The sequence below is a fragment of the Robbsia sp. KACC 23696 genome (assembly GCF_039852015.1).
In the GTDB taxonomy this organism is placed as follows: Bacteria; Pseudomonadota; Gammaproteobacteria; order Burkholderiales; family Burkholderiaceae; genus Robbsia.
Map to the genome: position 1 here is coordinate 913,483 of NZ_CP156627.1, position 24,992 is coordinate 938,474.

At 61.6% G+C, this 24,992-nt stretch carries 17 protein-coding genes; 13 read left to right on the forward strand and 4 right to left on the reverse strand.

Features of this window, described 5'->3' with window-relative positions:
* Nucleotides 1-7 precede the first annotated feature (7 nt).
* Nucleotides 8-1,129: a porin gene (locus ABEG21_RS18650; RefSeq protein WP_347556915.1), complete on the reverse strand. Its 1,122-nt coding sequence runs from the start codon at nucleotides 1,127-1,129 to the stop codon at nucleotides 8-10.
* A gap of 404 nt (nucleotides 1,130-1,533) precedes the next feature.
* Here ABEG21_RS18650 and ABEG21_RS18655 point away from each other — a divergent pair, with 404 nt between their 5' ends.
* The 3 genes from ABEG21_RS18655 (at nucleotide 1,534) to ABEG21_RS18665 (ending at nucleotide 5,224) form a co-directional block, all read left to right on the forward strand.
* Nucleotides 1,534-3,642 (forward strand): PAS domain-containing protein, encoded by a 2,109-nt coding sequence (locus ABEG21_RS18655; RefSeq protein WP_347556916.1) that lies wholly within the window; start codon nucleotides 1,534-1,536, stop codon nucleotides 3,640-3,642.
* A gap of 165 nt (nucleotides 3,643-3,807) precedes the next feature.
* The gene (locus tag ABEG21_RS18660; protein ID WP_347558084.1) at nucleotides 3,808-4,092 is read left to right on the forward strand and encodes a metal-sensing transcriptional repressor; all 285 of its coding nucleotides are present in this window, start codon (nucleotides 3,808-3,810) and stop codon (nucleotides 4,090-4,092) included.
* Nucleotides 4,093-4,105: 13 nt separating this feature from the next.
* A complete protein-coding gene (locus tag ABEG21_RS18665; protein ID WP_347556917.1) occupies nucleotides 4,106-5,224 on the forward strand; it encodes a nickel/cobalt efflux transporter in 1,119 nt (372 codons plus the stop codon).
* Between the two features lie 67 nt (nucleotides 5,225-5,291).
* Here ABEG21_RS18665 and ABEG21_RS18670 read toward each other — a convergent pair whose 3' ends face one another.
* Together ABEG21_RS18670 and ABEG21_RS18675 are read right to left on the reverse strand one after the other, a co-directional pair.
* Entirely contained in the window at nucleotides 5,292-6,092 is an 801-nt protein-coding gene (locus tag ABEG21_RS18670; RefSeq protein WP_347556918.1) for a sulfite exporter TauE/SafE family protein, read from the reverse strand.
* 15 nt (nucleotides 6,093-6,107) lie between these two features.
* Entirely contained in the window at nucleotides 6,108-6,839 is a 732-nt protein-coding gene (locus tag ABEG21_RS18675; RefSeq protein ID WP_347556919.1) for an MBL fold metallo-hydrolase, read from the reverse strand.
* A 491-nt stretch (nucleotides 6,840-7,330) separates the two neighbouring features.
* On the opposite strand from ABEG21_RS18675, the gene ggt reads away from it, so the two are divergent.
* The 6 genes from ggt to ABEG21_RS18705 all read left to right on the forward strand — a co-directional run bounded on the left by ggt (nucleotide 7,331) and on the right by ABEG21_RS18705 (nucleotide 16,633).
* The gene (gene ggt, locus ABEG21_RS18680; RefSeq protein ID WP_347558085.1) at nucleotides 7,331-9,022 is read left to right on the forward strand and encodes a gamma-glutamyltransferase; all 1,692 of its coding nucleotides are present in this window, start codon (nucleotides 7,331-7,333) and stop codon (nucleotides 9,020-9,022) included.
* 244 nt (nucleotides 9,023-9,266) lie between these two features.
* Nucleotides 9,267-9,977 carry a gluconate 2-dehydrogenase subunit 3 family protein gene (locus ABEG21_RS18685; RefSeq protein ID WP_347556920.1) on the forward strand — a complete coding sequence of 237 codons (711 nt, stop codon included), beginning with the start codon at nucleotides 9,267-9,269 and terminating at the stop codon, nucleotides 9,975-9,977.
* Nucleotides 9,978-10,055: 78 nt separating this feature from the next.
* Nucleotides 10,056-11,837 (forward strand): GMC family oxidoreductase, encoded by a 1,782-nt coding sequence (locus ABEG21_RS18690; protein ID WP_347556921.1) that lies wholly within the window; start codon nucleotides 10,056-10,058, stop codon nucleotides 11,835-11,837.
* Nucleotides 11,838-11,853: 16 nt separating this feature from the next.
* On the forward strand, nucleotides 11,854-13,392 hold the full coding sequence (locus ABEG21_RS18695) for a cytochrome c (protein ID WP_347556922.1): 1,539 nt from the start codon (nucleotides 11,854-11,856) through the stop codon (nucleotides 13,390-13,392).
* 192 nt (nucleotides 13,393-13,584) lie between these two features.
* On the forward strand, nucleotides 13,585-15,300 hold the full coding sequence (locus ABEG21_RS18700) for a thiamine pyrophosphate-dependent enzyme (protein WP_347556923.1): 1,716 nt from the start codon (nucleotides 13,585-13,587) through the stop codon (nucleotides 15,298-15,300).
* Between the two features lie 217 nt (nucleotides 15,301-15,517).
* Complete coding sequence (locus ABEG21_RS18705; RefSeq protein WP_347556924.1) at nucleotides 15,518-16,633, forward strand: histidinol-phosphate transaminase; 1,116 nt, start codon at nucleotides 15,518-15,520, stop codon at nucleotides 16,631-16,633.
* A gap of 18 nt (nucleotides 16,634-16,651) precedes the next feature.
* On the opposite strand, the gene ABEG21_RS18710 is transcribed toward ABEG21_RS18705, so the two are convergent.
* Nucleotides 16,652-17,173, reverse strand: coding sequence for a lipocalin family protein (locus tag ABEG21_RS18710; RefSeq protein WP_347558086.1), 522 nt, complete (start codon nucleotides 17,171-17,173; stop codon nucleotides 16,652-16,654).
* A gap of 572 nt (nucleotides 17,174-17,745) precedes the next feature.
* Here ABEG21_RS18710 and ABEG21_RS18715 point away from each other — a divergent pair.
* From ABEG21_RS18715 to ABEG21_RS18730, 4 genes are all read left to right on the forward strand, one after another.
* On the forward strand, nucleotides 17,746-20,268 hold the full coding sequence (locus tag ABEG21_RS18715; protein ID WP_347556925.1) for a glucose/quinate/shikimate family membrane-bound PQQ-dependent dehydrogenase: 2,523 nt from the start codon (nucleotides 17,746-17,748) through the stop codon (nucleotides 20,266-20,268).
* Nucleotides 20,269-20,339: 71 nt separating this feature from the next.
* A complete protein-coding gene (locus ABEG21_RS18720) occupies nucleotides 20,340-21,461 on the forward strand; it encodes a DSD1 family PLP-dependent enzyme (RefSeq protein WP_347556926.1) in 1,122 nt (373 codons plus the stop codon).
* A gap of 255 nt (nucleotides 21,462-21,716) precedes the next feature.
* Nucleotides 21,717-23,234, forward strand: coding sequence for an ATPase domain-containing protein (locus tag ABEG21_RS18725; RefSeq protein ID WP_347556927.1), 1,518 nt, complete (start codon nucleotides 21,717-21,719; stop codon nucleotides 23,232-23,234).
* Nucleotides 23,234-24,976 carry an ATP-binding protein gene (locus tag ABEG21_RS18730; protein WP_347556928.1) on the forward strand — a complete coding sequence of 581 codons (1,743 nt, stop codon included), beginning with the start codon at nucleotides 23,234-23,236 and terminating at the stop codon, nucleotides 24,974-24,976. The genes ABEG21_RS18725 and ABEG21_RS18730 overlap by 1 nt, the downstream gene beginning before the upstream one ends.
* The last annotated feature ends 16 nt before the right edge of the window (nucleotides 24,977-24,992 follow it).

Genomic DNA, 24,992 nt, shown 5'->3' on the forward strand with positions numbered 1-24,992 from the left:
GCGTGCGTCAGAACTTGTGACGCAGGCCGATCGTCGCTTCGAATAGCGAGTTGAAGCCGAAGAACGGTTGATTCGATCCCGTCGTGGCGGCTAGTGTCGTCCAGGCGCCGGTCAGGTGGCTATAGTCGACGCCAGCGTAGATATCGGTTCGCTTGCTCAGCGCGTAGTCGAGCGTCGGCCCCGCCGTGATCCGGGTGCCCTGCGTGCTGGCATGTTTGACGCTGTCGACATAGGCCGCTGCCAGCAAGTGAATCGTCGGCGTGAATGCATAATTGACCCCTGCGGAGAACGAATCGTTGCGATAGTCCGCCGGATACACGTGGCTATAGATATAGGATGCGTAGACGGTGGCTTGCGCGAATTTATACGTTGCGCCGACGGTGAAGACCTTCTGCTGGCTGTCCGGAATCGTGATGCCGAAATACGTGCTGCCGTAGGGGCTCGTCGCCGGGGTTAAGCCGCCGATGTCGTTGATCACCTGATACGCGGCGCCCACGCTCAGCGGGCCGTGGTCATAAGAGAGGCTGACGGCGGGGGACGATGCTCGGTGCGTATCGCCGGCGGTGTTGCCGAACGTGTAGGCGCCGCGCAGCGTAAAGCCATACAGCGTGGGCGACGTGTAGCGGACCGTATTGTCCAGGCGACCGCCGCCGGTCTCTCCGGCACCTTGGAAGCCCAACGTTCCGGTGTAGTTGGACAGCGCATAGAGATCATGCGTGTAGGCCATTTCATGCACCAACGTGTACTGCCGCCCCAGGATGATCGAGCCATACGTATCGCTGGAAAGTCCGACGATCGCGGTTCGACCGAACAAGCGTTGCGCGCCCGACGCGGTGGCTTGTTGCGGCACGCCGGTGTTCGGCGTGAAGCCCGCTTCCAATTGGAAGAACGCCTTCATGCCGCTGCCGAGGTCTTCCGTGCCCTGCAGACCCCACCGGCTGCCCGATAGTTGGCCGCCGCTGCCCATCGTATAAAGCTTGCCGCCAGTGGTGGTTTGATGGGTATCGAAGCGTACCGCTTCATCGATGATCCCATACAGGGTCACGCTGGATTGCGCATGCGCTAGTGCAGGAAGGACGGTAGCGGCTATTACGGTGCCGGATAGCGCGGTGCGAACAGACGGCTTCATCGGTTTTCTCATTTTTAGGAGGTTGAACGAGTCGGACCGCTGTAAATTACGTTGACCATAAAATGACGACCAAGACCGTTTTCGTCTGCCGAAATAGCGAACGCTTATAGATGGTGTGCGTGAGAAAACGCACGGTGCTTGCCGATCGATGTCGGCCCTAAGCAGAAACGAATCGGCGAAGGGGTATCGGCGCGCATGGAAAAGCGCGAGACGCTGCCGCGGAAGGCCGGGTTGTTATGTTAAATTAAGGGTCGGTCACGTCGGCGGGACGCGGGACCGCCTTCTGCGGCGACTGCCGTATAAATGAGACGGAAAAAGGGTGGTAGTCGGCCAAATCGGCCGCCCCGTCGTACACTATCGCCCTGGCCGGATACTCACCGGCTTTTTTTGGCTATTCACTGGGCATGACGATCGACAATCCCGCAGGCAGCGAGGCAGACCAATCCGCGACGCGTTCGCGGGCGCGCGATCGCGACGTCGTCGGCGGAATCTGCACGCAGCGCTCGGGCGACGGCGCCTCCTTTCGGCCACTTTTAGCGGCGGAAGGAAAGGAAAGCGATATCTTTTCGCGGGTCAGTCACGAGATGCTCGCGATTATCGATCGCGATGGCGTCGTGCTGGATGCCAATCGGACGTGGTGCCTTGCATTGGGTTGGCCCGTCGAGGACATCGTCGGTCGTCCGTTGCTGTCCTTGGTACACCCTGACGATCTCGATACGTTGAGCGAAGGTTTGCTGCCGCTCGACGTATCGGGTTCGACGCACGATTTCGAGGGCCGCCTCGTAACGGCGGGCGGTGAATACCGGTTTGCCTCCTGGTCCGCGACGCGCGAGGGTGGCCGAATCTACTGCGCGATTCGCGACATCACCGAGCAGCGCCGTCGAGAAATCGCGCTGGAAGATTCGCGCGATTTTGCGCGTCTCGCGCTGTCCGCGGTGAATGGCGTGGGCGTTTGGACATACGAAGTGGCCAGCGATTGCTTTTTTTGCGACGCCGCCATTTCCGCCCTTTATGGGATCGATGCAGAGGAGGCGGCCAGCGGCATCAAGCGTGCGCGTTTCCTGGCGAACGTCCATCCTGACGATCTGATTGCGTTGCGCAAGACGATGACGGGCGGCTTGATACGCAGCGGTGACCTAGAGCTTGAATATCGTATTGTCCATCCGGATGGCTCGACGCGCTGGGTGCTGTCTCGCGGCCATACGTATTTCAACGAAGAAGGGGTCCCGGTTCGGCGCACCGGTGTCGGGCTGGATATGACCTCCCAGCGTCTGCTCGAGCAGCAGTTGCGGCAGAGCCAGAAAATGGAGGCGGTGGGCCACCTCACAGGCGGCCTGGCGCACGATTTCAACAATATGCTGCAAGGCGTGCTGGGCCCGCTCGAATTGATTCGCCAGTTGCTGGCGCGCGGACGGTTTACGGAGCTCGAGCGTTTTATCGAGATGGCTATGGGTTCGGCGCATAAAGCGGCGGCCCTCACGCATCGCTTGCTGGCGTTCGCCCGCCGGCAACCGCTGGCGCCGCGCGCGGTCGATGTCTCGCAATTGATTCCGACACTCACCGATCTCTTGCGACAGTACGCCGCCGAAAAAATCGAGATTCGTCTGCGGCCCGATAGCCAGCCCGGCGCCGTGCGCTGTGATCCGCATCAGCTTGAAAGCGCCTTGCTGAATCTTTCGATCAATGCCTGCAACGCCATGCCGGATGGCGGCGTCCTGACGCTCGAATCGCGGATCGAGACGATTAGTGAAGCGGTGGCGGAGCAATATCGGGATGCATTACCGGGACGCTATATCTGTATCGCGGTTACCGATAATGGCACCGGCATGCCGCCTCATATCGTCGATCAGGCCTTCGAGCCGTTCTTCACCACCAAGCCGCTTGGCAGGGGAACCGGTCTCGGTTTATCGATGGTCCATGGCTTCGTCGGACAGTCTGGTGGCTTCATGCGAATCCAGAGCCGCGTGGGCAACGGCACGACAGTGGAACTGTTGCTGCCGGAAGTCCTGGCGGACGCTGCGCTGGATCAGGCGCCGGTGCAGGCACGCGCGCATCACAATCTCGGATCGGGCGAGACCATTTTGCTTGTCGACGACGACGCGACGATTCGCGAATTGCTGGGCGTTCTATTCGAGCAGTCCGGATATCGGACCGTGTCGGCGCACGATGGTCCATCCGGCCTGGCGATTCTCGAGTCGAACGAGACAATCGATCTCGTCATGACCGACGTGGGTCTGCCGGGCATGAACGGTCGGCAGATGATCGACATCGCCCGGGTGGTGCGCCCGGACTTGCCGATTCTCTTCGTCACAGGGTATGCCGAGGTCGCCGCGGCGAATGGCTTCCTGGCGGACGGCATGGAAATGCTGACGAAGCCGTTCTCGCTCGAATCGGTCATCACGCGTGTGCAGTCGATGTTGCGGCGCCGGGAAGCGGGCGCGTCACGCCCGCAGTCGAACGTGGAAGGCGCGCCGTCGACCGCCTTTTCGTCGATCGCGTCGGATAAGGGCTGATCAGACAGGCGCGTGTCGCCCTGCCAGCAGGTCGTCGAGCCAAGCAGTGAAGGCCGCCGTTTGCGGGGGCAGTCGCGTTTGCGGCGGCAGCGAAGGTGCCGAGCTCCACCACATGCACGAACACCTGCATCGCTTGCAACCGATCCATGAAAAACGTCCTGTTTTCTGCGGGTAAATGCGCGCCAGTGCGCGTCGGGTCGCGGGCATTACCGCCCGAAAGGCCTGCGTGCCGAAGGGCATCTGCGCAGCATCACGGCAATGCTGGAAGCGGGGCGCCCTTGCGTCGATATCGCGCAGCAACTGTTTGCCGTGGAAAAGGCCGTCTGTCAGGCAAAGCGCATCTTGATCCAGGACCATATCGATCACTGCCTGGAAGACAGCGTGCAGGCGATCGCGAGCGGCCAGCGCGACGCTTTGGAAACGTTCAAACAGATCACGAAGTACCTGTAAAAAAAGGCAAGTCATGAATCTGTCCGATGTACTTGTCCACGGCAATGGGCATCCCTGGCTTTATTTTCCAGCAGCGATCGTGCTGGGTGCCTTGCACGGCCTGGAGCCCGGGCACTCCAAGACGATGATGGCGGCGTTTATCGTCGCCGTGAGGGGCACGGTTAAGCAGTCGATCTTGCTGGGGCTGTCGGCCACCCTTTCGCACACATTGATCGTGTGGATCGTCGCGATCGGCGGCATGGCGCTGGGTCGTCATCTTGATGCATCGAAGACGGAGCCGTATTTTCAGCTTGCCTCGGCGCTGCTCGTGATGCTGATCGCACTCTGGATGTTGTGGCGCACCTGGCGCGACGAGCGCACATGGCGGCGAGGTGTCGACGATCGGGCGACGGTCGACACCGACGCGCCGCGCACGATCGATACGGGCCACGGCAGTGTCTCCCTATTCTTGCAAGGTGATGGCGCGACGCGGCGCTGGCGTGTGCGGACGATCGGGGGACAGGCATGGCGTGCGCGCTCGGTCTCGATCGTGACGACGCGCGCCGATGGCCGCAAGCAGCGTTTCGGCTTTTTCGACAAAGGGGACTATCTCGAATCGATCGAGCCGGTTCCGGAGCCGTACCGCTTCGAAGTACGCCTGAGCCTCGGTCATACCGGACATACCCACGACTACGATCTCGCCTTCGGTACGCCCCCCGGATCCGGCACGACCGGCGACGCGTTGCCCGAGGTCACGCCGTCGGTATATCAGGATGCGCACGAACGCGCCCACGCACGCGACATCGAAACACGCTTTGCCAACCGGACGGTCGGCACCGGGCAAATCGTCTTGTTCGGTCTGACGGGCGGATTGGTGCCCTGTCCTGCGGCCATCACCGTCTTGTTGCTCTGCTTGCAAATGCAGCAGTTGGCGCTGGGTGCGGGGCTCGTGCTGTGCTTCAGCGTGGGCTTGGCGCTGACGCTGGTGACGGTCGGCGTTGCGGCGGCGGTGAGCTTACGTAAAGCGTCGATGCGCTGGCCTTGGCTGGCGTCCCTGGCCCGGCGCGCGCCCTACCTGTCGAGCACGGTAATGGTGCTGATAGGCTTATACGTCAGCTATCAGGCATGGATCGGCATTTCGGCAATCTCCTAAATCCGCGGCGGGGCAGGACGGCGCGCCGGCGCTGACGAATGCTACGACACCATGCCGCTGCGGGATATCAGCCCTGCCGCGAGCGATACAATATATACGCTGCCGCCGCGACGATCATCGCCGCAAACAGGCTATTCAAGACGCCGCGCAGTTGTGCGAGACGGGCGGCTGAACGGGCCCCCAGCCAACCGCCGATCGCCCCGCCCGCGACGAACTCGCATGCAATCGCCCAATCGACCTGACCCGACATCGCATAATTGGCGGCCGTGGTCAGACCGAAGGAGCCGACAGCAAACAAGGAGGTGCCGATCGCTTCGATGATCGGCAGTCGCGCCGACAGCATCAATCCGGGCACGACCAGAAAGCCGCCACCAATCCCGAAAAAGCCGGACAGGCCGCCTGCGCCGATGCCAGTGCAACATACGCGGCCATAGCGCATCGGCGACGTATCGGCGGCACATGCCGGGCGGAACTGGCCGCGCAACATCAGCGCGGCGACGAACAGCATCAACATCGCGAAATAGACGATCAGGCGCTGCCCATCGATCTGTTTGCCAACGCTCGATCCCAAGGTCGCGCCCACCACGCCGCTCGCGGCGAAAGCAAATGCCGCACCCCACCGGACGCTGCCGCTGCGCGCATGCGGTATCAGATTCAGGTAAGCGTTGATCGCGACGGCAAGCGCGGCCGTGCCGATGGCGATATGCGGATTGTGCAATCCGACGACATACAGCATCAACGGTACGGCCAGAATCGATCCGCCACCGCCGACCAGGCCGAGAGCGAAGCTGACGAAAGCGCCGCAGATGGCCGCGGCGAGTGCCTGCGTTGCCGCGGGCACCGTGAGGAAGGCGTGGAGGATCGACATGATGGTGGCCAGGGTTCAGCCGTGGCGAACGACGTCATCGCGCGCCGTGAGCGTCGCTTGCCCGCAGGCGAGATTCGCCGGGACGGCTATATCCATCAAAGCGGGATTGGGCAGGTTCAAGCCGCGCATCAAGGCGACATACTCGGCCTCGGTTTTACCGGCCAGACGCGGATTCCAGTGCTTTTCCTCGCCGATCGAGGACGCGGTCATGCCTTTGTAGTCGTGCGCAGGATAGACGAGCGTATCGTCCGGCAACGTGAACAGCTTGTTGACGATGGAGTCCCAGGAGCGATGCGGATCGCCGCCCTGAAAGTCCGTACGTCCACTGCCTCGGATCAGAAGCACGTCGCCGGTGAATACCGCGCGCGGCTTGTCCGGCTCCAGCACGAAGCTGAACGATTCATCGGTATGGCCCGGTGTGTACACCGCCTGCAGACGCACGCCGTCGATGTCCAGGCGTTCGCCCTCACGCACATGCCGACTAACGCAATGGGCGTGCGTGCGCTCGCCCATGATCGTCGTGCACTGGACCGCGTCTCGTAAATCGCCGAGGGCGGTAATGTGGTCGGCGTGCGTATGCGTATCGATCGCCTGCACCAGTTTCAGATCCAGCTCTGTGATCAAGCGCAGATACTGCTGCAGATGTTCCTTGACCGGATCGATGATCAACGCCTCGCCGCCGGGGCGGGACGCTAGCAGGTAGGTATAGGTACTTGAGGTGCGATCGAAAATTTGCCGGAACAGCATGGGGACTCCCGCAGTTTTCTATATCACATTGGAGTATATGCTTATATTTTTTGAGAATAAAGAGGTGCAGGGTGTTTTCGAGGAATTGAGACCCGGCCGGCGTGGATCGGACCCTTCCCGCCCCGTCGCGTCCGCCCCCGATGTCGCCGCGGATTTTTTAGAGGGGACCCGTCGGACTTACCCGCGGCAACGGACGCCCAGGACGCGCACGCCGCATGAAGTATTTACGGGATCAGTACAATGGTTTTTCCAAATAAGGGAGACGGCCGATGAAATGTTTCACCACCACGCTCGGCGTGACACGCGTTGTCATTGATCGTGTTGCCGCGCAGGTCCAGCGTCTGGGCACGGGGAGCGCGCGCCAGGTGCCGCCCGGCACATCGTCTAGCGGGCGTGACCGACTGTGCCGCGCGACTGCGCTGCCGGCCGCCTCGCTCGCCGTGCTGTCGTTGACACTGACTTTCGCGCCGATCGGTGCCGACGCGGCGTCGATGCCGGCGACGGAAGCCCGCAGCGGCATGGTGGTGACATCGCAGACGCTCGCGACCGACGTCGGCGTGAACATTCTCAAAATGGGCGGCAATGCGATCGATGCGGCGGCGGCGGTCGGTTATGCCGAAGCCGTGGTGAACCCGTGTTGCGGGAATATCGGCGGCGGCGGGTTCATGACGCTGCATCTTGCCGATGGCCGCGATCGCTTCATCGATTTTCGAGAAAAAGCACCGGCCGCCGCAACGGCCAATATGTATTTGGACGAGAGCGGTAATCTGCGAAAAGGCGAAAGTCTTTACGGCTATCGCGCGGTGGGCGTGCCGGGAACGGTCGCGGGGCTCGATCTGGCGCAGCGTACCTACGGCAAGCTGACGCGGCGACAGGTCATGCTGCCGGCGATCAAGCTCGCCCGCGACGGTTTCGTGCTGACCCGGGCCGACACGGACATCCTCGATACGACGATCACGCGTTTCAAGGACGATGCGGAGGCGCGTCGTATTTTCCTGCGCCCCGATGGCAGTCCGCTGCAACCAGGCGACCGGCTGGTGCAGCGCAATCTGGCGAACACACTGGAGCGCATTGCGCAGGAAGGCCCGAATGCCTTCTATCGTGGCAGCATTCCGCAAACCATCGAAGCCGCCTCCGAGAAGAACAATGGCTTGCTGCGCGCGGCCGATTTCGCCGCGTACAAAGCGGACGACACGGAGCCGTTGCGCTGCAATTATCGCGGCTACACCTTTATCTCCTCACCGCCGCCCAGCTCCGGCGGCGTGACGATGTGCGAGATCCTCAACGTGCTGGAAGGCTATGATCTGCGCGCGATGGGTTATGGATCCGCGGCGTCGATGCACGTGATGGCCGAGGCGATGCGGCATGCCTATCTCGACCGCAATACCTTGCTGGGCGATCCGGCCTTCATCAATAACCCGCTCGATAAGCTGTTGAGTAAAAGTTATGCCGCCGATATCCGAACGCATATCGAGACGGATCGTGCGACGCCTTCGCAAACCGTCAAGCCCGGTGATGGCCTGCATGAAAAGCCGGAGACGACGCACTATTCGATTGCCGATGCGCAAGGTAATGCGGTTTCCACGACCTATACGATCAATGGTCGCTTTGGCGCGGTCGTGATGGCACCGGGCACCGGCTTCTTCCTCAACGATGAAATGGACGATTTCACGACGAAGGTGGGAGCGCAGAATCTGTATGGCTTGGTCCAGGGCGAGCGAAACGCCATTGCGCCGGGTAAGCGCCCGCTGTCCTCGATGGCGCCGACGATTGTGACAAAGGATGGCAAGGTCTTCATGGTGCTCGGCTCGCCGGGTGGCTCGCGGATCATCACGATCACACTGGAGACGGCATTGAATGTCATCGATTTTGGGATGGCACCGCAGGAAGCGGTGGATGCGCCGCGGATTCACCAGCAGTGGCTGCCGGACGAGGTCTATTACGAGACGCGCGGCGTTTCTCCGGATTCGCTCGGCATCATGCAAAAGATGGGCTACAAAATGGTCGAGCAAACGCCCTGGGGCGCGGCCGAGCTGATTCTGGTCGGGCTGCCCGGTACCGACGCGGTTGCAGCGGGGGCCAGTTCCGGAAACGACGCGGGGGTGTCGGGGAAAGTTCGCGTCGGTTGGCTCTATGGCGCGAACGATCCGCGTCGACCGGCCGGCACGGCGGCGGGCTATTAAACTTCATTTCACGCATCGGTAAACCCGACCGAAGGCCCGTCGGCTGGTCGTTCGGCCGGCGTGGTACGCCGCGTCGCATGTGGCGCCACGTCGCATTATTACAGTTGACACATCTTGTTATTGCGGCGTAAGGGCTTAAAATGGGATCGGTTCCATAGTAAGGTTCGGCCAGTTTGCGATGTACAGTAGGTATGCCGCTCCCCAATCAGGCGCTGCGCCATGGCGCCGTCTCCGCGATACGGAAATGAAAAAAATCAGCATTTCGGCTAACCGCCGAGCGTTTCTCATCAAGGCCGTGGCGGGTGCGCCCGCGGCGGTCGCTGCCGGTAGTGGCGCCTTGTCCGCCGGGGCGTTGTTCGCCGGCGATGCTCAAGCCCAGGATAGCGGCCCTTATAAGCCGACGTATTTCTCGCAGCAGGAATTCGATACCTTGGCGGCGTTGGTCGACACCTTGATTCCTGCCGACGAAACCGGCCCAGGTGGGGTGGAAGCGGGTGTCGTCGAGTTCATCGACAAACAGATGGACACGCCCTACGCGCATGGCGGCCTTTGGTATATGGACGGTCCGCACCAGCCGGACGCGCCGGCCGTTTTCGGTTACCAACTGCCCGAGTCGCCCCGCGAGCTGTATCGCAAAGGCTTGCACAATTTCGAGACAGCGGTTCAGGCGCAGTACGGCAAGTCCTTCACGCAGATGGATGCCGCGCAACGTGAGTTGGTGGTCGGCGCGTTGGAAAAGGGCACGTTGAAGCTGGCCGATCTGCCGGGCGATGCGTTCTTCGGGCAGCTATTGCAGAACGTGCACGAAGGGTATTTCTGCGATCCGGTGCACGGTGGGAATAAAGGGATGGCGGCCTGGAAGATGATCGGTTTCCCCGGCGCCCGCGCGGACTATTACGACTGGGTCGATCAGTACGGTAAACGCTATCCGCTGCCTCCGGTATCGCGGGGCTGATTCGTCGCATCGACTCTCTCCGATGCGCGCATCGCATCGCATCGCATCACCACATACGCAAAGGCAGGAATACGAGACATGGCAGATAAAACCATGCAAGCGGTGGACGCTGTTATCGTCGGCTTCGGCTGGACGGGCGCCATCATGGCAAAAGAATTGACGGAAGCCGGACTCAACGTCGTCGCGCTGGAGCGGGGCGAATATCGCGATACCTATCCCGACGGCGCTTATCCGAAGACGATCGACGAACTGACGTACCTGCAGCGCTTCAAGTTGTTCCAGAATCTGAATAAGTCGTCTTTCACCTTTCGCCAAAAAATGGCCGACACGGCGATTCCGTATCGGCAGATGGCCTTGTTCAAGCCGGGCGACGGCGTTGGCGGCGCGGGCTTGCACTGGTCCGGTTGTCACTGGCGTATCCTGCCGGAAGAGTTGCGCATGCGTAGTCACTACGAAGAGCGTTACGGCAAGAACTTCATTCCGAAGGATATGACGCTGCAGGATTGGGGCGTCACGTATGAAGAGCTCGAGCCCTTCTTCGACTTCGGTGAAAAGATGATGGGCACCTCCGGCGTCGCCTACCGTGTCAATGGCAAGGTGGTGAACCCGGAAGGCAATTACTTCGAAGCCAATCGTTCATCGGACTTTCCAACGCCGCCGCAGAAAGAGCAATACCAGTCCGCGATCTTCCGCAAGGCCGCACAGGAGTTGGGATTGCATCCCTTCGCGCTGCCCTCGGCCAATGTCTCGCAACCCTATGTCAATCAATACGGTTGTCAAATGGGGCCGTGTACGTTCTGCGGCTATTGCTCCGGCTATGCGTGTTACAACTATTCGAAGGCTTCGCCGAACGTCAACATTCTGCCGGCACTGCGTCAGTCCAAGTTGTTCTCGCTGCGCGCCAACTGCAATGTCCTGCGCATCGATCTCGACGATACGAAGAAAAAAGCCAAGGGCGTGACCTATGTCGATGCCGACGGCAACACCGTGCATCAGCCTGCGGATCTCGTTATTGCCAGTACGTTCGCGTACAACAATGCGCGTCTGTTTTTGCTGTCGGGCATCGGCAAGCCATATGACCCGGTCAGCGGCACCGGCACGGTTGGTCGAAATGTCGCATTCCAGATGATGGGATCGGTGCAGGCGTTCTTCGAGCCCGGCAAGAACATTAACGGATTCATCGGCGCGGGGGGCAACGGCGTCGCCATCGACGATTTCAATGGCGATAACTTCGATCACGGTCCCTTGGGTTTTGTCGGCGGTTCCCCGGTATGGTCGAACCCGGCCGGCGCCAAACCAATTTCCGGCATCTCGGTACCGCCCGGGACGCCGAAGTGGGGCAAGCAATGGAAGTCCGCGGTGAAGGACAGCTATTTGAATGTGATGTCGATGGACTCGCATGGCGCGAACATGCCCTATCGCGACGTCTATGTCGACCTCGATCCGACCTATAAGGACGCCTTCGGCCAACCGCTGTTGCGCTTCACGTTCGATTGGAAAGACAACGACATCAATATGAGCCGCTATGTCACGGGGCAGCTCGAGAAGGTGGTGCAGGCGATGAATCCGAAGGCCATCAACGTGAGCGTGAAGAAGTCCGGTGACCATCTGGACCTGCGCACCTATCAGACGACGCATTGGGCCGGCGGCGTGGCCATGGGGACCGATCGCAACACCAGCGTGCTGAACCGTTACCTCCAGAGTTGGGACGTGCATAACGTGTTTGCCGTGGGCTCGGGCGTGTTTGCGCAAGGTATCGGCTATAACCCGACAGGCGCTGCGGTGGCGTTGGCGTATTGGTCCGCGAAGGCGATTCGCGAGACTTATTTGAAAGACCCACGCCCGCTCGTCGACGCTTGATCCAGGTGCCCTCCCCATGAAAAGAACCACATCCACCCTGCTTGCGGCCGGCACTGTGCTGCTGGCCGCTACCGCCGTCACGCTTAGCGTACAGACGGCCTTTGCCGACGCGTCGTTGAGCGTCGTTTCGCCGCCCGCGGCCGCGTTATCGCATCGTGTGCAAACGATCGAGGCGAAGCGTGCGCCGGTCGCCACGCCGGCACCCGACGAGGCACTTCAGGCACAACTCGATGCCGACAAGGCGGCGGGTAAACCTGCGTCGGCTGCCGACACCGAGATGCTGCACGGCGCCTATCTCGCCCGCGCCGGCGATTGCATCGCCTGTCACACGGCAAAAGGCGGGACGCCGTTTGCCGGCGGTCTGCCCTTGGCGTCGCCGATCGGAACGATGTACTCGACGAATATCACCTCGGACAAGGCACATGGCATCGGCAACTGGTCTTATGACGATTTCGCCAAGTTGATGCGCACCGGCGTCACGAAGGCGGGCTATACCGTTTATCCGGCCATGCCTTATCCCTCGTATTCGCGCTTGAGCGATGCCGATATGCATGCGTTGTACGTCTACTTCACGCAAGCGGTACCCCCATCGGCACAGGCGAACAAGGAAAACGGCATTCCCTGGCCCTTGTCGATGCGCTGGCCCATGACGTTCTGGCGCATGTTCTTCGCGCCGGAGCCGAAGCCTTTTTCCGCGACGGCCGGTATGGATGCGGAGACGGCGCGCGGTGCCTATCTGGTCGAGGGCCTCGGACATTGCAGCAGCTGCCATACGCCGCGCGCCGTGACGATGCAGGAAAAGCGACTGTTCGACGATGACAGCCATCTGTTCCTGTCCGGCGGTGGGCCGATCGATGGCTGGATGGCGCCGTCGCTGCGAAACGAGCATGGCGGCGGCCTTGCCGGCTGGTCGCAAGCAGACATCGTGTCCTTCCTGAAAACAGGCCGCAACGAGCACACGGCGTCCTTCGGCGCCATGAACGATGTCGTCGTCGATTCGATGCAGTATATGAGCGATGCTGATCTCAATGCGATGGCGAAGTATTTGAAGACGCTGCAGCCCTTGCATCCGGAAGCGACGGCTTATCGCTATGACGACAAGGCGACAGCCGCGGCGCTGTCGGGGCAGCCGGCAACGGCAGGCGCAACGCTTTACCTCGATCGTTGCGCCGCGTGTCACCGGGCGAACGGCACCGGCTTCGGTTCGGCGTTCCCGGCACTGGCAGGCAATCCGGTATTGCAGACGAAGGATGCGACGTCTGCCATTCATATCGTCTTGTCGGGCGGCGCGCAGCCGGCAACGCAAGGCGCACCGTCGGCCTTGACGATGGCGCCGTATGCGGAGCTGTTGAGCGATCAGCAGGTGGCGGATGTCGTCTCGTATATCCAGACCGCCTGGGGTAATCAAGGGGGCAGCGCGACCGCCGCGGACGTCGCAAAAATCCGCAAGGACGCGACGCCCGTGAGTGCGCAAGGTTGGACGCCACAACCGGATCTACACCACGCCAGACCGGGACAGGATACGCATGGCACGAATCTGACGGGTAAGCAATAACGCGCGTTCTCCCGACGCATGTCGATAAACGGCCCCGCGATGCAGACGCCCTTCGGTTTGCACCGCGGGGCCGTTTCCGTATAGCGCGTTTGTAATGCGGCCTTGTGCACGAAGCCGCGATCCCCGGTATGTTAAAGAGAGATCGATTATTTCTCGGGCTGGATTTCACCCGGTACTTACCAGGAGGATGCGATGAGCAAGCGTGTTGCGGATGTCATAGTCGAAACGTTGCAGGCAGCCGGGGCGCGGCATTGCTGGGGTATTCCGGGCGATACGCTGAATTACGTCACCGATGCCATTCGCCGAAGCGAGATCGAGTGGGTGCATACGCGCCACGAGGAAGTAGCGGGCTTTGCGGCCGGCGCCGAAGCGATGCTTTCCGACCGCTTGACGCTCTGCGCCGGTTCCTGCGGCCCGGGAAGTTTGCACTTCATCAATGGGCTGTACGAGTCGCACCGTAATCGCGCGCCGGTCGTGCTGATCGCCAGCCAGATCACGCGCGATGAACTCGGTTTCGATTTTCCGCAAGAGGTCGATTTCAAGCCGATCTACGACACCTGCAGCGTGTTCTGCCAGGAAGTGCGCACGCCTGCCCAGGCGGCACGCGTGGCCGCCATGGCAGCCCAGGCGGCGCTGTCGAAGCGCGGCGTTGCCGTGATCATTCTGCCGGTGGACGTCTCCAGTGCGGAGGCGCCCGACGCGCCGCCGTTTGCGGTACACCGTGCGGACCCGGTGATTCGACCGAACGACGCCGAGTTGCAAAGCATCGCCGCGGTGTTGAATGCGGGTAAGAAGGTAACGGTGTACGGCGGCTCCGGTTGCGAAGGGGCGCATGCGCAGATCATGGCGCTGTGCGATCGCCTGAAGGCGCCGTTCGCCCATACGTCGCGGGCCAAGGACTTTGTCGAGTACGACAATCCTTACAATGTCGGCATGACCGGTGTGTTCGGTATCGCTTCCGGTTATGAGGCGGTCTCCGAGTGCGATACCTTACTGCTGCTCGGTTGCGATTTCGCGTGGCGACAGTTCTATCCCGAAAAGGCCCGGATCGTGCAGATCGATATCGATGCGTCGCATCTAGGGCGTCGTCATCCGATCGAAGTCGGCGCGGTGGGCGATATCGGCGCCACGCTCGATGCCTTGCTGCCGCTGCTGACCCCGCACGAGGACAGCGCGTTTCTCGAGCATAGCGTCAAACGTCATGTCAAAGCCAAGGGCCAATGGGATTCGCGCGCCAAGATCGGTCGCGGTGGTGCGATTCATCCGCAGTACCTGACGTCCGTGATCGATAAGTACGCCACGGAGGACGCGGTATTCACCGCGGACGGTGGCTCGCCGATGGTCTGGGTACTGCGTCATACGCGCGCCACGGGGAAGCGTCGTACCGTTGTCAGCCTGACGCATGGGACGATGGCGAACGCCATGCCTCAGGCGCTGGGCGCAAAGAAGGCGTTTCCCGATCGCCAGGTGATTGGTCTGTGCGGCGACGGTGGATTGACGATGCTGCTGGGTGACTTGATCACCGCCGTGCAGGAGAAGATCGACGTCAAGCTCGTCGTGTTCAACAATGGTTCACTCGGTTTCGTCGAACTGGAACAGAAGGTCGAGGGTCTGCTCGATGCCTATACGGATCTCAAAAACCCGAATTTCGCGTTGGTGGCGGAGGCGATCGGCATCTATGGGCGTCGTGTCGAAAACGCCGAGGCATTGGAAGAGGCCGTGCAGAAATGGCTCGCGCATCCGGGACCGGCTTTGCTGGATGTCACCACCGATCGGATGGAACTGGTGATGCCGCCGCAGGTCGCAAAGGAGCAGGTTTTCGGGACCGCCCTGTATTCCGCAAAGGCGGTCATAGATGGACGCGGGAAGGATGTCGTTTCGCTGATCAAGGACAACTTCCTGAGTTGATACGCACAAGACCTGATTTATCTGGCAAGATCTGCAATATGGAACATCGTAACGTCCCGAGCAACGCTCACCATCATCATCACGGTCGCCCGTCAGCGCGCCGTGGTTCGTTACGTCCATAGCCAGGAATCGGGGAGCTTCACTCCCTTCCGGCTTTAACAACCAAGGCGCCCATGGCGCCTTTTTTTATGCCCGCGAGAAAGTGAAGGGGAACACGATGACTCGAACTTGGAAAGAAATGGCGTTCGGCGACCTGCCGATCCGGGAGGATTTGAAATCGCAACATGCCTATGGCGCGCCGCAGCTCGACGTTCCTATCCGCTTGAACGTCAATGAAAATCCCTATCCGCCTTCACCGGATCTGGTCGCGCGCATCGCGGAAGCGATCGCAGCGGTGGCAAAGGAAGCCAACCGCTACCCGGATCGCGATTTCGCGAAATTGAGAGAAAGTCTGGCCGAATACCTGCGGCACGACAGCGGTATTGCGATTGCGGCCAAGCATATCTGGGCAGGCAACGGATCGAACGAGGTGCTTCAGCACATTCTTCAGGTGTTCGGCGGTCCGGGGCGTACGGCCCTGGCGTTTACGCCGGCCTATCCCATGTATGAAGAATATTGCCGGACGACCTTCACGCATCTGCATCGCGTGCCGCGAAACGCGCGCTTCGAGATCGACTTTGCCGAAGCGATCGATGCCATCGAGACCGTGCAGCCGTCCGTCGTGTTTTTAACGTCACCGAATAACCCTACGGGAACGGCCTTGTCGATAGACACGATACAGGCTGTCCTCGATGTCGCGCCGGGAATCGTCATCGTGGACGAAGCCTATGCCGAATTTCGCCGCGATGGTGTCCCCACCGCCGTCTCGCTGCTACCGGACAATCCCCGTCTGATCGTGTCACGCACGCTGAGCAAAGCATTCAAATTTGCCGGCGGACGGGTAGGGTACTGCGCATGCGTGGCGTCGATCATCGAAGCGATCCAGCTCGTGCGACTTCCTTATCACCTTTCCGTTTTCACGCAGGCTGCGGCGTGCGCCGCGCTGGCGGCGCGTGATGAGCTGTTGGCTCAGGTTGCGACATTGAAGGCGGAACGCGATGCCACGGTGGCCTGGCTTCGCGGTATCGGCCTTCGTGTCGCCGACTCTGACGCCAACTTCGTCTTGTTCGGCGAATTCAGCGATCGGCATGCGATATGGAATGCGCTATTGCGCGAAGGCGTCCTTATTCGTGAAACGGGTCCGAACGGCTTTCTTCGCGTGTCGATCGGGACGGCGTCGGAGATGGACGCCTTTCGCGAAACGTTGCAGCGCGCGCTGGCGGAACATCGCTAGGGCGCGGCATGGCATTACTTACTGCATCGTCAGTCGCAGCAAGGTCGTGTCGTATCCCATCGCGACGACGCGTGCCATCATTACGGCGACGGTATGCTCGTCCGGCGTTGCATCGCGCGTCAATAACCAAAGGTAGCGGCCGCTGGGCTCACCGACGATCGACCAGCGATAATCGTCGTCATGGTCCAGGACCCAGTAATTGCCGACGTAAAACGGGCCGAAGAATGACACTTTCAACTTGGCATTTCCGGTGCCGGGACGCACCTTGGCGCGGCCTTCCGTGCGGTGCGCCGAAGGATCGTCGGGGCGACATCCGCACGTATTGATTACACGCAGCGTGCCATCGCGGGCGGGGCGGTATTCGGCGGTGACGCGTTCGCAGCCTTGCTCGAATCTATTTTCATAGCGTGCCCATTCGTACCAGCGACCCGCATAACGCGCCAAGTCGACCGGTTTCGCCGGTTGCGGCACCGCGGCGTTGCCGCGCGGGCGTGCTGCCTGCCAGCCACGCCATGCGGCATAGGCGCTCAAGCCTGTCACGGCGAGCGCCGCGAGCGATACCGTTGCGATGGCGCCTGGCGAGTAAGGCGGCCGCGCCGCCGCGCGCAGGGCGCGTTTGCTGTCTTGAAAATCCGCACGTAGCGCGGTCAATGCTTCCGTCCGCGAGGGGAGGGAGGAAAGGGCGCGACCCGCGCGCTTACTACGTTCAAACACAGTGCTCTCCTAAAGGCGGCAAATGCGGCTGGCACGGAATCGGACGCGCTTCGCAAGCAAAGGCGTGGGCGCCGTCCGGGCCCAGTGTCGAGTGGTTAGCATTTCTCGTGCCAGTCGTGCCGAAGGTGCCGAGCGTGCCGAGCGGCGTCAGCGGCAAATCGATCCGTCGCAGATTTGCACGTCCCGAATCGGCGGCCCATTTTGGGACAGCGACGCACGTCGTTTGCGGAACCCCGGTAGGATGTTCGTCAGAACTGCAAACCAAATCACGAGTCGCATGCCATAGCAATAACGCGCATGACCGATGCCGTCATGCGTGATATGTCACAACGGCGAGGGTTCGGTCGATTCCGTCGGGCACCGCCGTGTTTGTCTAATTATCGAAGAAAGAGGGTTTTATGGGAAAGCAAGCGCCGTCAGGCGTGCCACGTCTTCTCAGCGTTGTTTTTGCCGTGCTGACCGGTTTGTATCTATTGGTCGGCGGGGTATGGCTGTCGATGATCGGTGGCTCGCTGTACTACGCCATTACCGGCGTGGTGATGCTGGTCGTCGCCGCGATGCTGGCGAAGCGCCGCGGCGCGGCCTTGGGCTTGTATGCACTGCTGTTGCTGTGCACCGTGGCATGGTCCGTGTGGGAGGCCGGCTTCGATTTCTGGGCGCTGGCGCCACGGCTCGACGTGTTGGTGATTTTCGGCGTCTGGTTGCTGCTGCCCTTCGTCTATCGCTCGCTGGTAAACACGAGCCGCGCGCCGATGGGTGCGCTGGCGGCCGGCATCGTCGTCAGCGCAGTCGTGTTGGTCTATGCGGTGTTCAATGACCCGCAAGAGATCAATGGTCGTTTGTCGCAAGCGACTGCCGCGACTGCCGGCGACGATGGCGTCGCTGCCGCCGATTGGCCGGCATACGGCCGGACGCAGGCCGGGACGCGATACTCGCCATTGCGTTCGATCAACGCGGACAATGTGAAGGACCTGAAGGTTGCCTGGACTTTCCGTACTGGCGATATGAAGCGCTCGTCGGATCCGGGCGAAATTACGGACGAAGTCACCCCGATCAAGGTGGGCGACCTGTTGTATCTGTGTTCGCCGCACCAGATCCTGTTTGCCCTGAATGCCGCCAGCGGTAAGGAAGTGTGGCGTTTCGATCCGCATCTCAAAACAGATCCGAGCTTCCAGCACGTGACCTGCCGGGGTGTGTCGTATCGCGAACTCCCGGCTGCGTCCAGCGTCGGTACGGCTGCGGCAAGCGGGGCGCCCGCTTCGGATGCCGCCGCCGCGACGGCCGCGGCGTCGGACGCGTCGGCCGTTCCTGAAGCATCGGCCGCTCCGGCAGCCCCGGCCAGCCCGGCTGCACCAAGCGACATTGCGGCTTCATCCGGGTCGACCCCGGCGCTCTGCCGTCGCCGTGTTTTCTTGCCGGTCAACAACGGCCACCTGTATGCGCTCGATGCGCAGACGGGCCAGTTGTGTCCGGGCTTCGCCGACAACGGCGACCTGAATCTCCAGGCCGGTCAGCCGGTCACCACCGCGGGTCAATACGAGCCGACGTCGCCGCCTGTCATGACGGACAAGGTCATCATCGTTGCCGGTGCGGTCACGGACAACTATTCGACGCGCGAACCATCCGGCGTGATTCGTGGCTTCGACGTCGAAACGGGCAAACTGGTCTGGGCATTTGATCCGGGCGCGAAAGATCCCAACACGATTCTGCCGCCGGGCCAGCATTATTCCTTGAATTCGCCGAATTCGTGGGCGCCGTCGGTCTACGATCCGAAGCTCGATCTCGTGTACTTGCCGATTGGTGTGACGACGCCGGATATTTGGGGCGGCAACCGCACGCCGGAACAAGAGCACTACGCGAGTAGTCTGCTGGCGCTGCACGCGTCCACGGGCAAGCTCGCCTGGTTCTACCAGACTGTCCACCATGATTTGTGGGATATGGATCTGCCGGCACAGCCGACGCTGGCCGATATCACCGACAAGTCCGGTAAAGTCGTGCCGGTGGTCTACGCGCCGGCGAAGACCGGCAATATCTTCGTGCTCGATCGCCGGACCGGTGCCCTGGTCGTACCGGCGCCGGAAAAGCCGGTTCCGCAAGGCGCCGCCGCAGGCGATCATGTTTCCCCGACGCAGCCGTTCTCGGAGTTGACCTTCCGTCCCAGCAATAAGCTCACCGGTGCCGATATGTGGGGCGCGACGATGTTCGACCAGCTGATGTGTCGCGTCATGTTCCATCGTCTCCGCTACGAAGGCACGTTCACGCCGCCCTCGACGCAGGGTACCTTGGTGTTCCCGGGGAATCTCGGCATGTTCGAGTGGGGTGGCCTGGCCGTCGATACCGATCGTCAAATCGCGATCGCAAACCCGATCGCCTTGCCCTTTGTCTCGCAATTGGTGCCGCGTGGTCCGTCCAACCCGATGGAGCCCCCCGCCGGCGGCAACGGTGGTACGGGATCCGAATCCGGCGTGCAACCGCAATACGGCGTGCCTTTTGGCGTGAAGCTGAATGCTTTCCTGTCGCCGCTTGGTTTTCCGTGTAAGGAACCGGCCTGGGGGTATATCTCCGCGGTCGATTTGAAGACGAATCAAATCGTCTGGAAGAAGCGGATCGGTACCGTGCGGGACAGCTCGCCGATACCGCTGCCGTTCAAGATGGGGATGCCGATGCTGGGCGGCCCGATGACGACCGCCGGCGATGTGTTCTTCATCGGCGCGACCGCGGACAACTATCTGCGTGCCTTCAGCACCAACACCGGCGATCAGCTGTGGCAGGCGCGGCTGCCGGCAGGCGGGCAGGCGACGCCGATGACGTATGAAGCAGGCGGCAAGCAGTTCGTCGTCATCGCGGCAGGCGGCCATGGCTCGTTCGGCACGAAACTCGGCGACTACGTGATCGCCTATGCCCTGCCTGACGCCAAATAATGACACCCGCATAATGCCGTCCAGGTATGCCGTTCCCGCATACCGAAACGGTGTTATGAGGAGCCCCTGTCATGATGCACGTGCCGCCGGCCTATCCAGGCATGCGCGAGGAAGAAGCGGACACCCCCGCCTTGATCGTCGATCTGGATGCCTTCGAGGCAAATCTGGATTGCATGGCGGCGCTGATTGCCCCAACCGGAGCGCGGCTCCGAGCCCACGCCAAGACGCATAAGTCGCCGGTGATCGCGCACTGGCAGCGCCAACGTGGCGCCGTCGGCCAGTGTGTGCAGAAAGTCGCCGAAGCGGAAGTGCTCGCCTGGGGCGGCATCGACAATATTCTTGTGACCAACCAAGTGGTGGGAACGCGCAAACTCGCGCGTTTCGTGGCGCTGGCCGGCATGGCGGAGTTCGCGATCTGCGTGGACGATATCCGGCAGATCGAGGCGCTGGAAAGCATGGCCGCCGATGCCGGACGCCGGGTTGGCGTGCTCGTCGAGATCGATGTCGGGATGAATCGCTGTGGCGTGGCGCCGGGCGCGCCGGCAGTGCTGCTTGCCCAACGCATCGCGCGATCGAAACATCTCATTTTCAAAGGACTGCAGGCCTACCATGGCGCCGCGCAGCATCTGCGCACGCCGGACGCACGCGAGACGGCGATTGGCGCGGCCGCGGCGTTGACGGTGCGCACGGTCGACGCCTTGCGCGAACAGGGGCTGCAGTGCGATATCGTCGGAGGAGCGGGCACCGGCACTTTCGAATACGAATTGCAGAGCGGCATCTATACCGAAATCCAAGCGGGCAGCTATTGCTTCATGGACGCCGATTACGCGCGCAACCACGGCGGCCGTGCCGCGGGCTTTCAGCATGCGCTCTTTATTTTAGGAACGGTGATGAGCCAGACCCGTGACGGCGCCGCGGTGGTCGATGTCGGGCTCAAGGCGGTGGCCACGGACAGCGGGTTGCCGCTGGTGGCGAATCGTGAAGGCGTGCTGTTTGCCGGCGCGTCGGATGAACACGGCACGCTGCGCTGGGATGCCGGCGCGTATGGGCAAGCCGTTTCATACGGGGAAAAGCTTCGGCTGATTCCCGGCCATTGCGATCCGACCGTCGATCGCTACGACTGGTACGTCGGCGTGCGCCAGGGCCGCGTCGAAGCGGTGTGGCCCGTTGCCGCGCGGGGCGGTACGTATTGATATTCGCGCGCTCTTAACGGTTGCCGACGCCGGCGTCGTACATCCCTTGTCGTAAGCGGTAATATTTACATATTTTGTTGCCTGTTCACACCGCCCGGCATTTTCTCCGAAGCGTCACCGCACGCACTTCAATAAAGTTTGGCGTCGACGTGTAGACTGGCTGAGCATCTATACACGTTTTCTGGCGAATACCGTCCTGTAATAGGCCGTGTCGACCTTTCGCCTGTCGGCACCGCCCCCCGCTTGTTTTATAAGATGGAAACGAATAGCACGACCGCACGCGTATCGACCGGATTGGCGGAACTCGACGACATTCTGTACGGCGGTTTCCCGCCGCAGCGGATGTACTTGGTCGAAGGCACGCCGGGAACGGGAAAAACCACGCTAGGGCTGCAATTTTTGCGTGATGGAATCGCGAAAGGCGAGAAAGTCCTCTACATCACCTTGTCCGAGACGGTCGAGGAGCTGGAGGAAGTGGCGCGAGGGCATGGCTGGTCGCTCGAAGGCATCACCTTGTTCGAGTTGGGTGAGTCCGGCGCGGCGCTGCGATTCGAAGACAACCAATCGATCCTGCACTCGTGGGAAGCCGAATTGACGGAAGTCGTCAAAATGATCTCGGCGCAGGTCGAAGAAACGGCCCCGTCGCGCGTCGTCTTCGACAGCCTGTCCGAACTTCGATTGCTGTCGCAGGAGCCGCAACGCTTCCGCCGCCAGATCCTGTCCTTGAAGCAGTTCTTTGCCTCGCAACAGGCAACGGTGCTGTTGATGGACGATATGACGTCCCCCCATGGACACAATCTCGAATTGCATAGCCTTGCGCATGGCGTGTTGACGTTGGAGCGGCTGACGTTGGACTTCGGTATCGCGCGACGTCGGCTGCAGGTGCAGAAGCTGCGCGGGAGTACCTTCCGCGAAGGCTTCCATGACTACGCCATTCGGGCGGGCGGGATCCAGGTTTTTCCGCGGCTCGTCGCCCTGGAACATCACGTCACTTTCGCCGACGACCCGTTGGCCAGTGGGCATGAAGAACTCGATGCCTTGCTCGGCGGCGGCCCCTTGCGCGGCACCAGCACGCTGATCACCGGGCCCGCCGGCGCTGGCAAAACGACGCTCTCTCTGCAATACATCGCGGCAGCATGCGAACGCGGCGAGCGCAGCGTGGTGTATGAATTCGACGAGCGCATCGGCACGATGCTGGTCCGAGCGAAGAGCGTGGGCATCGATCTGCAGCGGCATATCGACTCGGGCATACTGCATATCCGGCAAATCGATCCGTCCGAGATTTCCCCTGGCGAATTCACGACGATGGTTCGATGCGAGGTGCGCGAGAAAAAGGCGCGCGTCATCCTGATCGATAGTTTGAATGGCTATGTGTCGGCAATGCCGCAGGAAAAGGAACTGGTGCTGCAATTGCACGAGTTGCTGTCCTTCTTGAATCAGCAAGGCGTTGCCACCTTCCTGATCGTGCCGCAGATGGGGCTGGTCGGCAGCATGAACGTGGGCTCGATCAATATCAGCTATATCGCCGATGCCGTCATTCTGCTGCGTTTCTTCGAAGCGAAGGGGCGCGTGCGCAAGGCGCTGTCGGTGATCAAGAACCGTGGCAACCAGCACGAGGACACGATCCGCGAGTTGGTCATCAGCACGGCCGGCATCGAGATCAGTCCGCCGCTGACCGCGTTCGACGGCATCTTGACGGGTACGCCGACCTTTATCGGGGGAGTGGGGGACCTGTTTTCGACCGAGCAGGAGAGCGGAACGGAACGACGATAATGATCCCGTTTTCAAGGCAGGTCATTGTTCTCGCGCCTTATGGCCGCGATGCGGCCATTCTGACGCAGATCCTGGGGACGCTTGATATCGCGCCCGTCGTGTGCCCGACCGCACAGTGTCTCTTGGCGCAACTGCACAATGCGATCGGTGCGGTGATGATGACCGACGACGCCTTGTGGAGCATCGATATCCAGGCCTTGTCGGATCGGCTGGATGCGCAGCCGCCCTGGTCCGATATCCCCTTCATTGTCCTTGCGCAGCGGGGGCGCGCCGATTCGTCGGCGCAGCAGCGGCTGGCCGCGCGCTTGCCGAAGCGGATGACGAACGTCGTGTATATCGAGCGTCCGATGAGCGCCTTGGTTCTCGTCAGCGCGACCGAAGCCGCCTTGACCGGGCGACGTCGGCAATTTCAGATCCGCGACGAACTGGTCGCCGCGGCATCGACCAACGATCTGCTGCGGCAGGCCGAGGCAAGGCTGGCACGCAGTCACGAGGAGCTGGAACGACTGGTGGCGGCGCGCACGGCCGAGCTGGAGCGGGCGAACGATGAGCTAAGACGTGAGGCGCTCGAACGCCAGCGGATCGAAGAGGCGTTGACGCAGGCGCAGAAAATGGAAGCGGTGGGCCGTTTGACCGGCGGCATCGCCCATGATTTCAACAATCTCTTGATGAGTCTGAGCGCGAATCTTGAATTGGCGGATCGGCAATTGGCGGGCGCCCACGCGGCCGCACCCTTCATAGCCAATGCCTTGGGCGCGACGCGACGCGGCACCCGTCTGGCGAGCCAGCTCCTGGCGTTCTCGCGGACGCAGAAGCTGACGCTGCAGCCGGTGGCTGTCGACGACCTGATTGGCGAATTGACGGCGCTGGCGCGCCATTCGCTCGACGCCACGCAGGAACTGCAGTTTCTCCCGGGCGCCCCGGGCGCTTTCCTGACGGCGGATCCGAACCAGCTCGAATTGGCCATCTTGAATCTCGTCAGCAACGGACGGGATGCCATGCCGGCCGGTGGTCGCATCACGATCAACACGCACGCGCCACGCAATACGAACCTGCCCGCGGAGCTGGCGCCGGGCGACTATATCGAATTGTGCGTCAGCGATACCGGCGTGGGGATCGCGCCGGAGCTGGTGCGTCAGGTATTCGATCCTTTCTTTACGACGAAACCGGTCGGGAAGGGAACGGGGCTCGGATTGTCGCAAGTGTGGGGTATCACGCACCAATGCGGCGGCACCGTGAAAGTGCGCAGCGTGCAGGGAGAGGGGACGGCGTTCTGCCTGTTTTTTCCGGTAGCGCTGGCCCCGCAGCCGGTGGTGGAGCGCGTCCTGCCGGCAGCGGTCAAAGTCGCGCAAGGCGTGGGCAGTGGCATCAAGGTGCTGCTCGTCGACGATGACGACAATGTGCGCGACTCCTTGGTCGCCGGCCTCGAAAGTGAAAACTTCGTCGTCACCGATGCCTCGTCCGGTGCGCGGGGTCTCGAATTGATCGCGCAGAGTCCGCCTGATTTGTTGCTCGTCGATTATTCGATGCCGAATATGAACGGCGCCGATCTCGCGCGCGCGGCGCAGAAATACTATCCGAACCTGCGCGTGCTGGTTATCACCGGCTATACCGATACGGCGGCGCTCGATGGCATTTCGAACGCGCGCGTGCTGCACAAGCCGTTTGCCTTGACCCGGCTCTCGGACATGATTCTCTCGATGGTCAACGGCGTGCCGCTGCCCACCGGCGAGGTGATCTGAGGCTGTCTGTGGCGCG

What these genes read in the sequence shown, in the direction of transcription:
- ABEG21_RS18670 (WP_347556918.1), bottom strand. Translation starts at nt 6,092, where the DNA reads ATGTCGATCCTCCACGCCTTCCTCACGGTGCCCGCGGCAACGCAGGCA.
- ABEG21_RS18730 (WP_347556928.1), top strand. Translation starts at nt 23,234, where the DNA reads ATGATCCCGTTTTCAAGGCAGGTCATTGTTCTCGCGCCTTATGGCCGC.
- ABEG21_RS18655 (WP_347556916.1), top strand. Translation starts at nt 1,534, where the DNA reads ATGACGATCGACAATCCCGCAGGCAGCGAGGCAGACCAATCCGCGACG.
- ABEG21_RS18665 (WP_347556917.1), top strand. Translation starts at nt 4,106, where the DNA reads ATGAATCTGTCCGATGTACTTGTCCACGGCAATGGGCATCCCTGGCTT.
- ABEG21_RS18675 (WP_347556919.1), bottom strand. Translation starts at nt 6,839, where the DNA reads ATGCTGTTCCGGCAAATTTTCGATCGCACCTCAAGTACCTATACCTAC.
- ABEG21_RS18725 (WP_347556927.1), top strand. Translation starts at nt 21,717, where the DNA reads ATGGAAACGAATAGCACGACCGCACGCGTATCGACCGGATTGGCGGAA.
- ABEG21_RS18695 (WP_347556922.1), top strand. Translation starts at nt 11,854, where the DNA reads ATGAAAAGAACCACATCCACCCTGCTTGCGGCCGGCACTGTGCTGCTG.
- ggt (WP_347558085.1), top strand. Translation starts at nt 7,331, where the DNA reads ATGCCGGCGACGGAAGCCCGCAGCGGCATGGTGGTGACATCGCAGACG.
- ABEG21_RS18650 (WP_347556915.1), bottom strand. Translation starts at nt 1,129, where the DNA reads ATGAAGCCGTCTGTTCGCACCGCGCTATCCGGCACCGTAATAGCCGCT.
- ABEG21_RS18690 (WP_347556921.1), top strand. Translation starts at nt 10,056, where the DNA reads ATGGCAGATAAAACCATGCAAGCGGTGGACGCTGTTATCGTCGGCTTC.
- ABEG21_RS18685 (WP_347556920.1), top strand. Translation starts at nt 9,267, where the DNA reads ATGAAAAAAATCAGCATTTCGGCTAACCGCCGAGCGTTTCTCATCAAG.
- ABEG21_RS18705 (WP_347556924.1), top strand. Translation starts at nt 15,518, where the DNA reads ATGACTCGAACTTGGAAAGAAATGGCGTTCGGCGACCTGCCGATCCGG.
- ABEG21_RS18720 (WP_347556926.1), top strand. Translation starts at nt 20,340, where the DNA reads ATGATGCACGTGCCGCCGGCCTATCCAGGCATGCGCGAGGAAGAAGCG.
- ABEG21_RS18715 (WP_347556925.1), top strand. Translation starts at nt 17,746, where the DNA reads ATGGGAAAGCAAGCGCCGTCAGGCGTGCCACGTCTTCTCAGCGTTGTT.
- ABEG21_RS18700 (WP_347556923.1), top strand. Translation starts at nt 13,585, where the DNA reads ATGAGCAAGCGTGTTGCGGATGTCATAGTCGAAACGTTGCAGGCAGCC.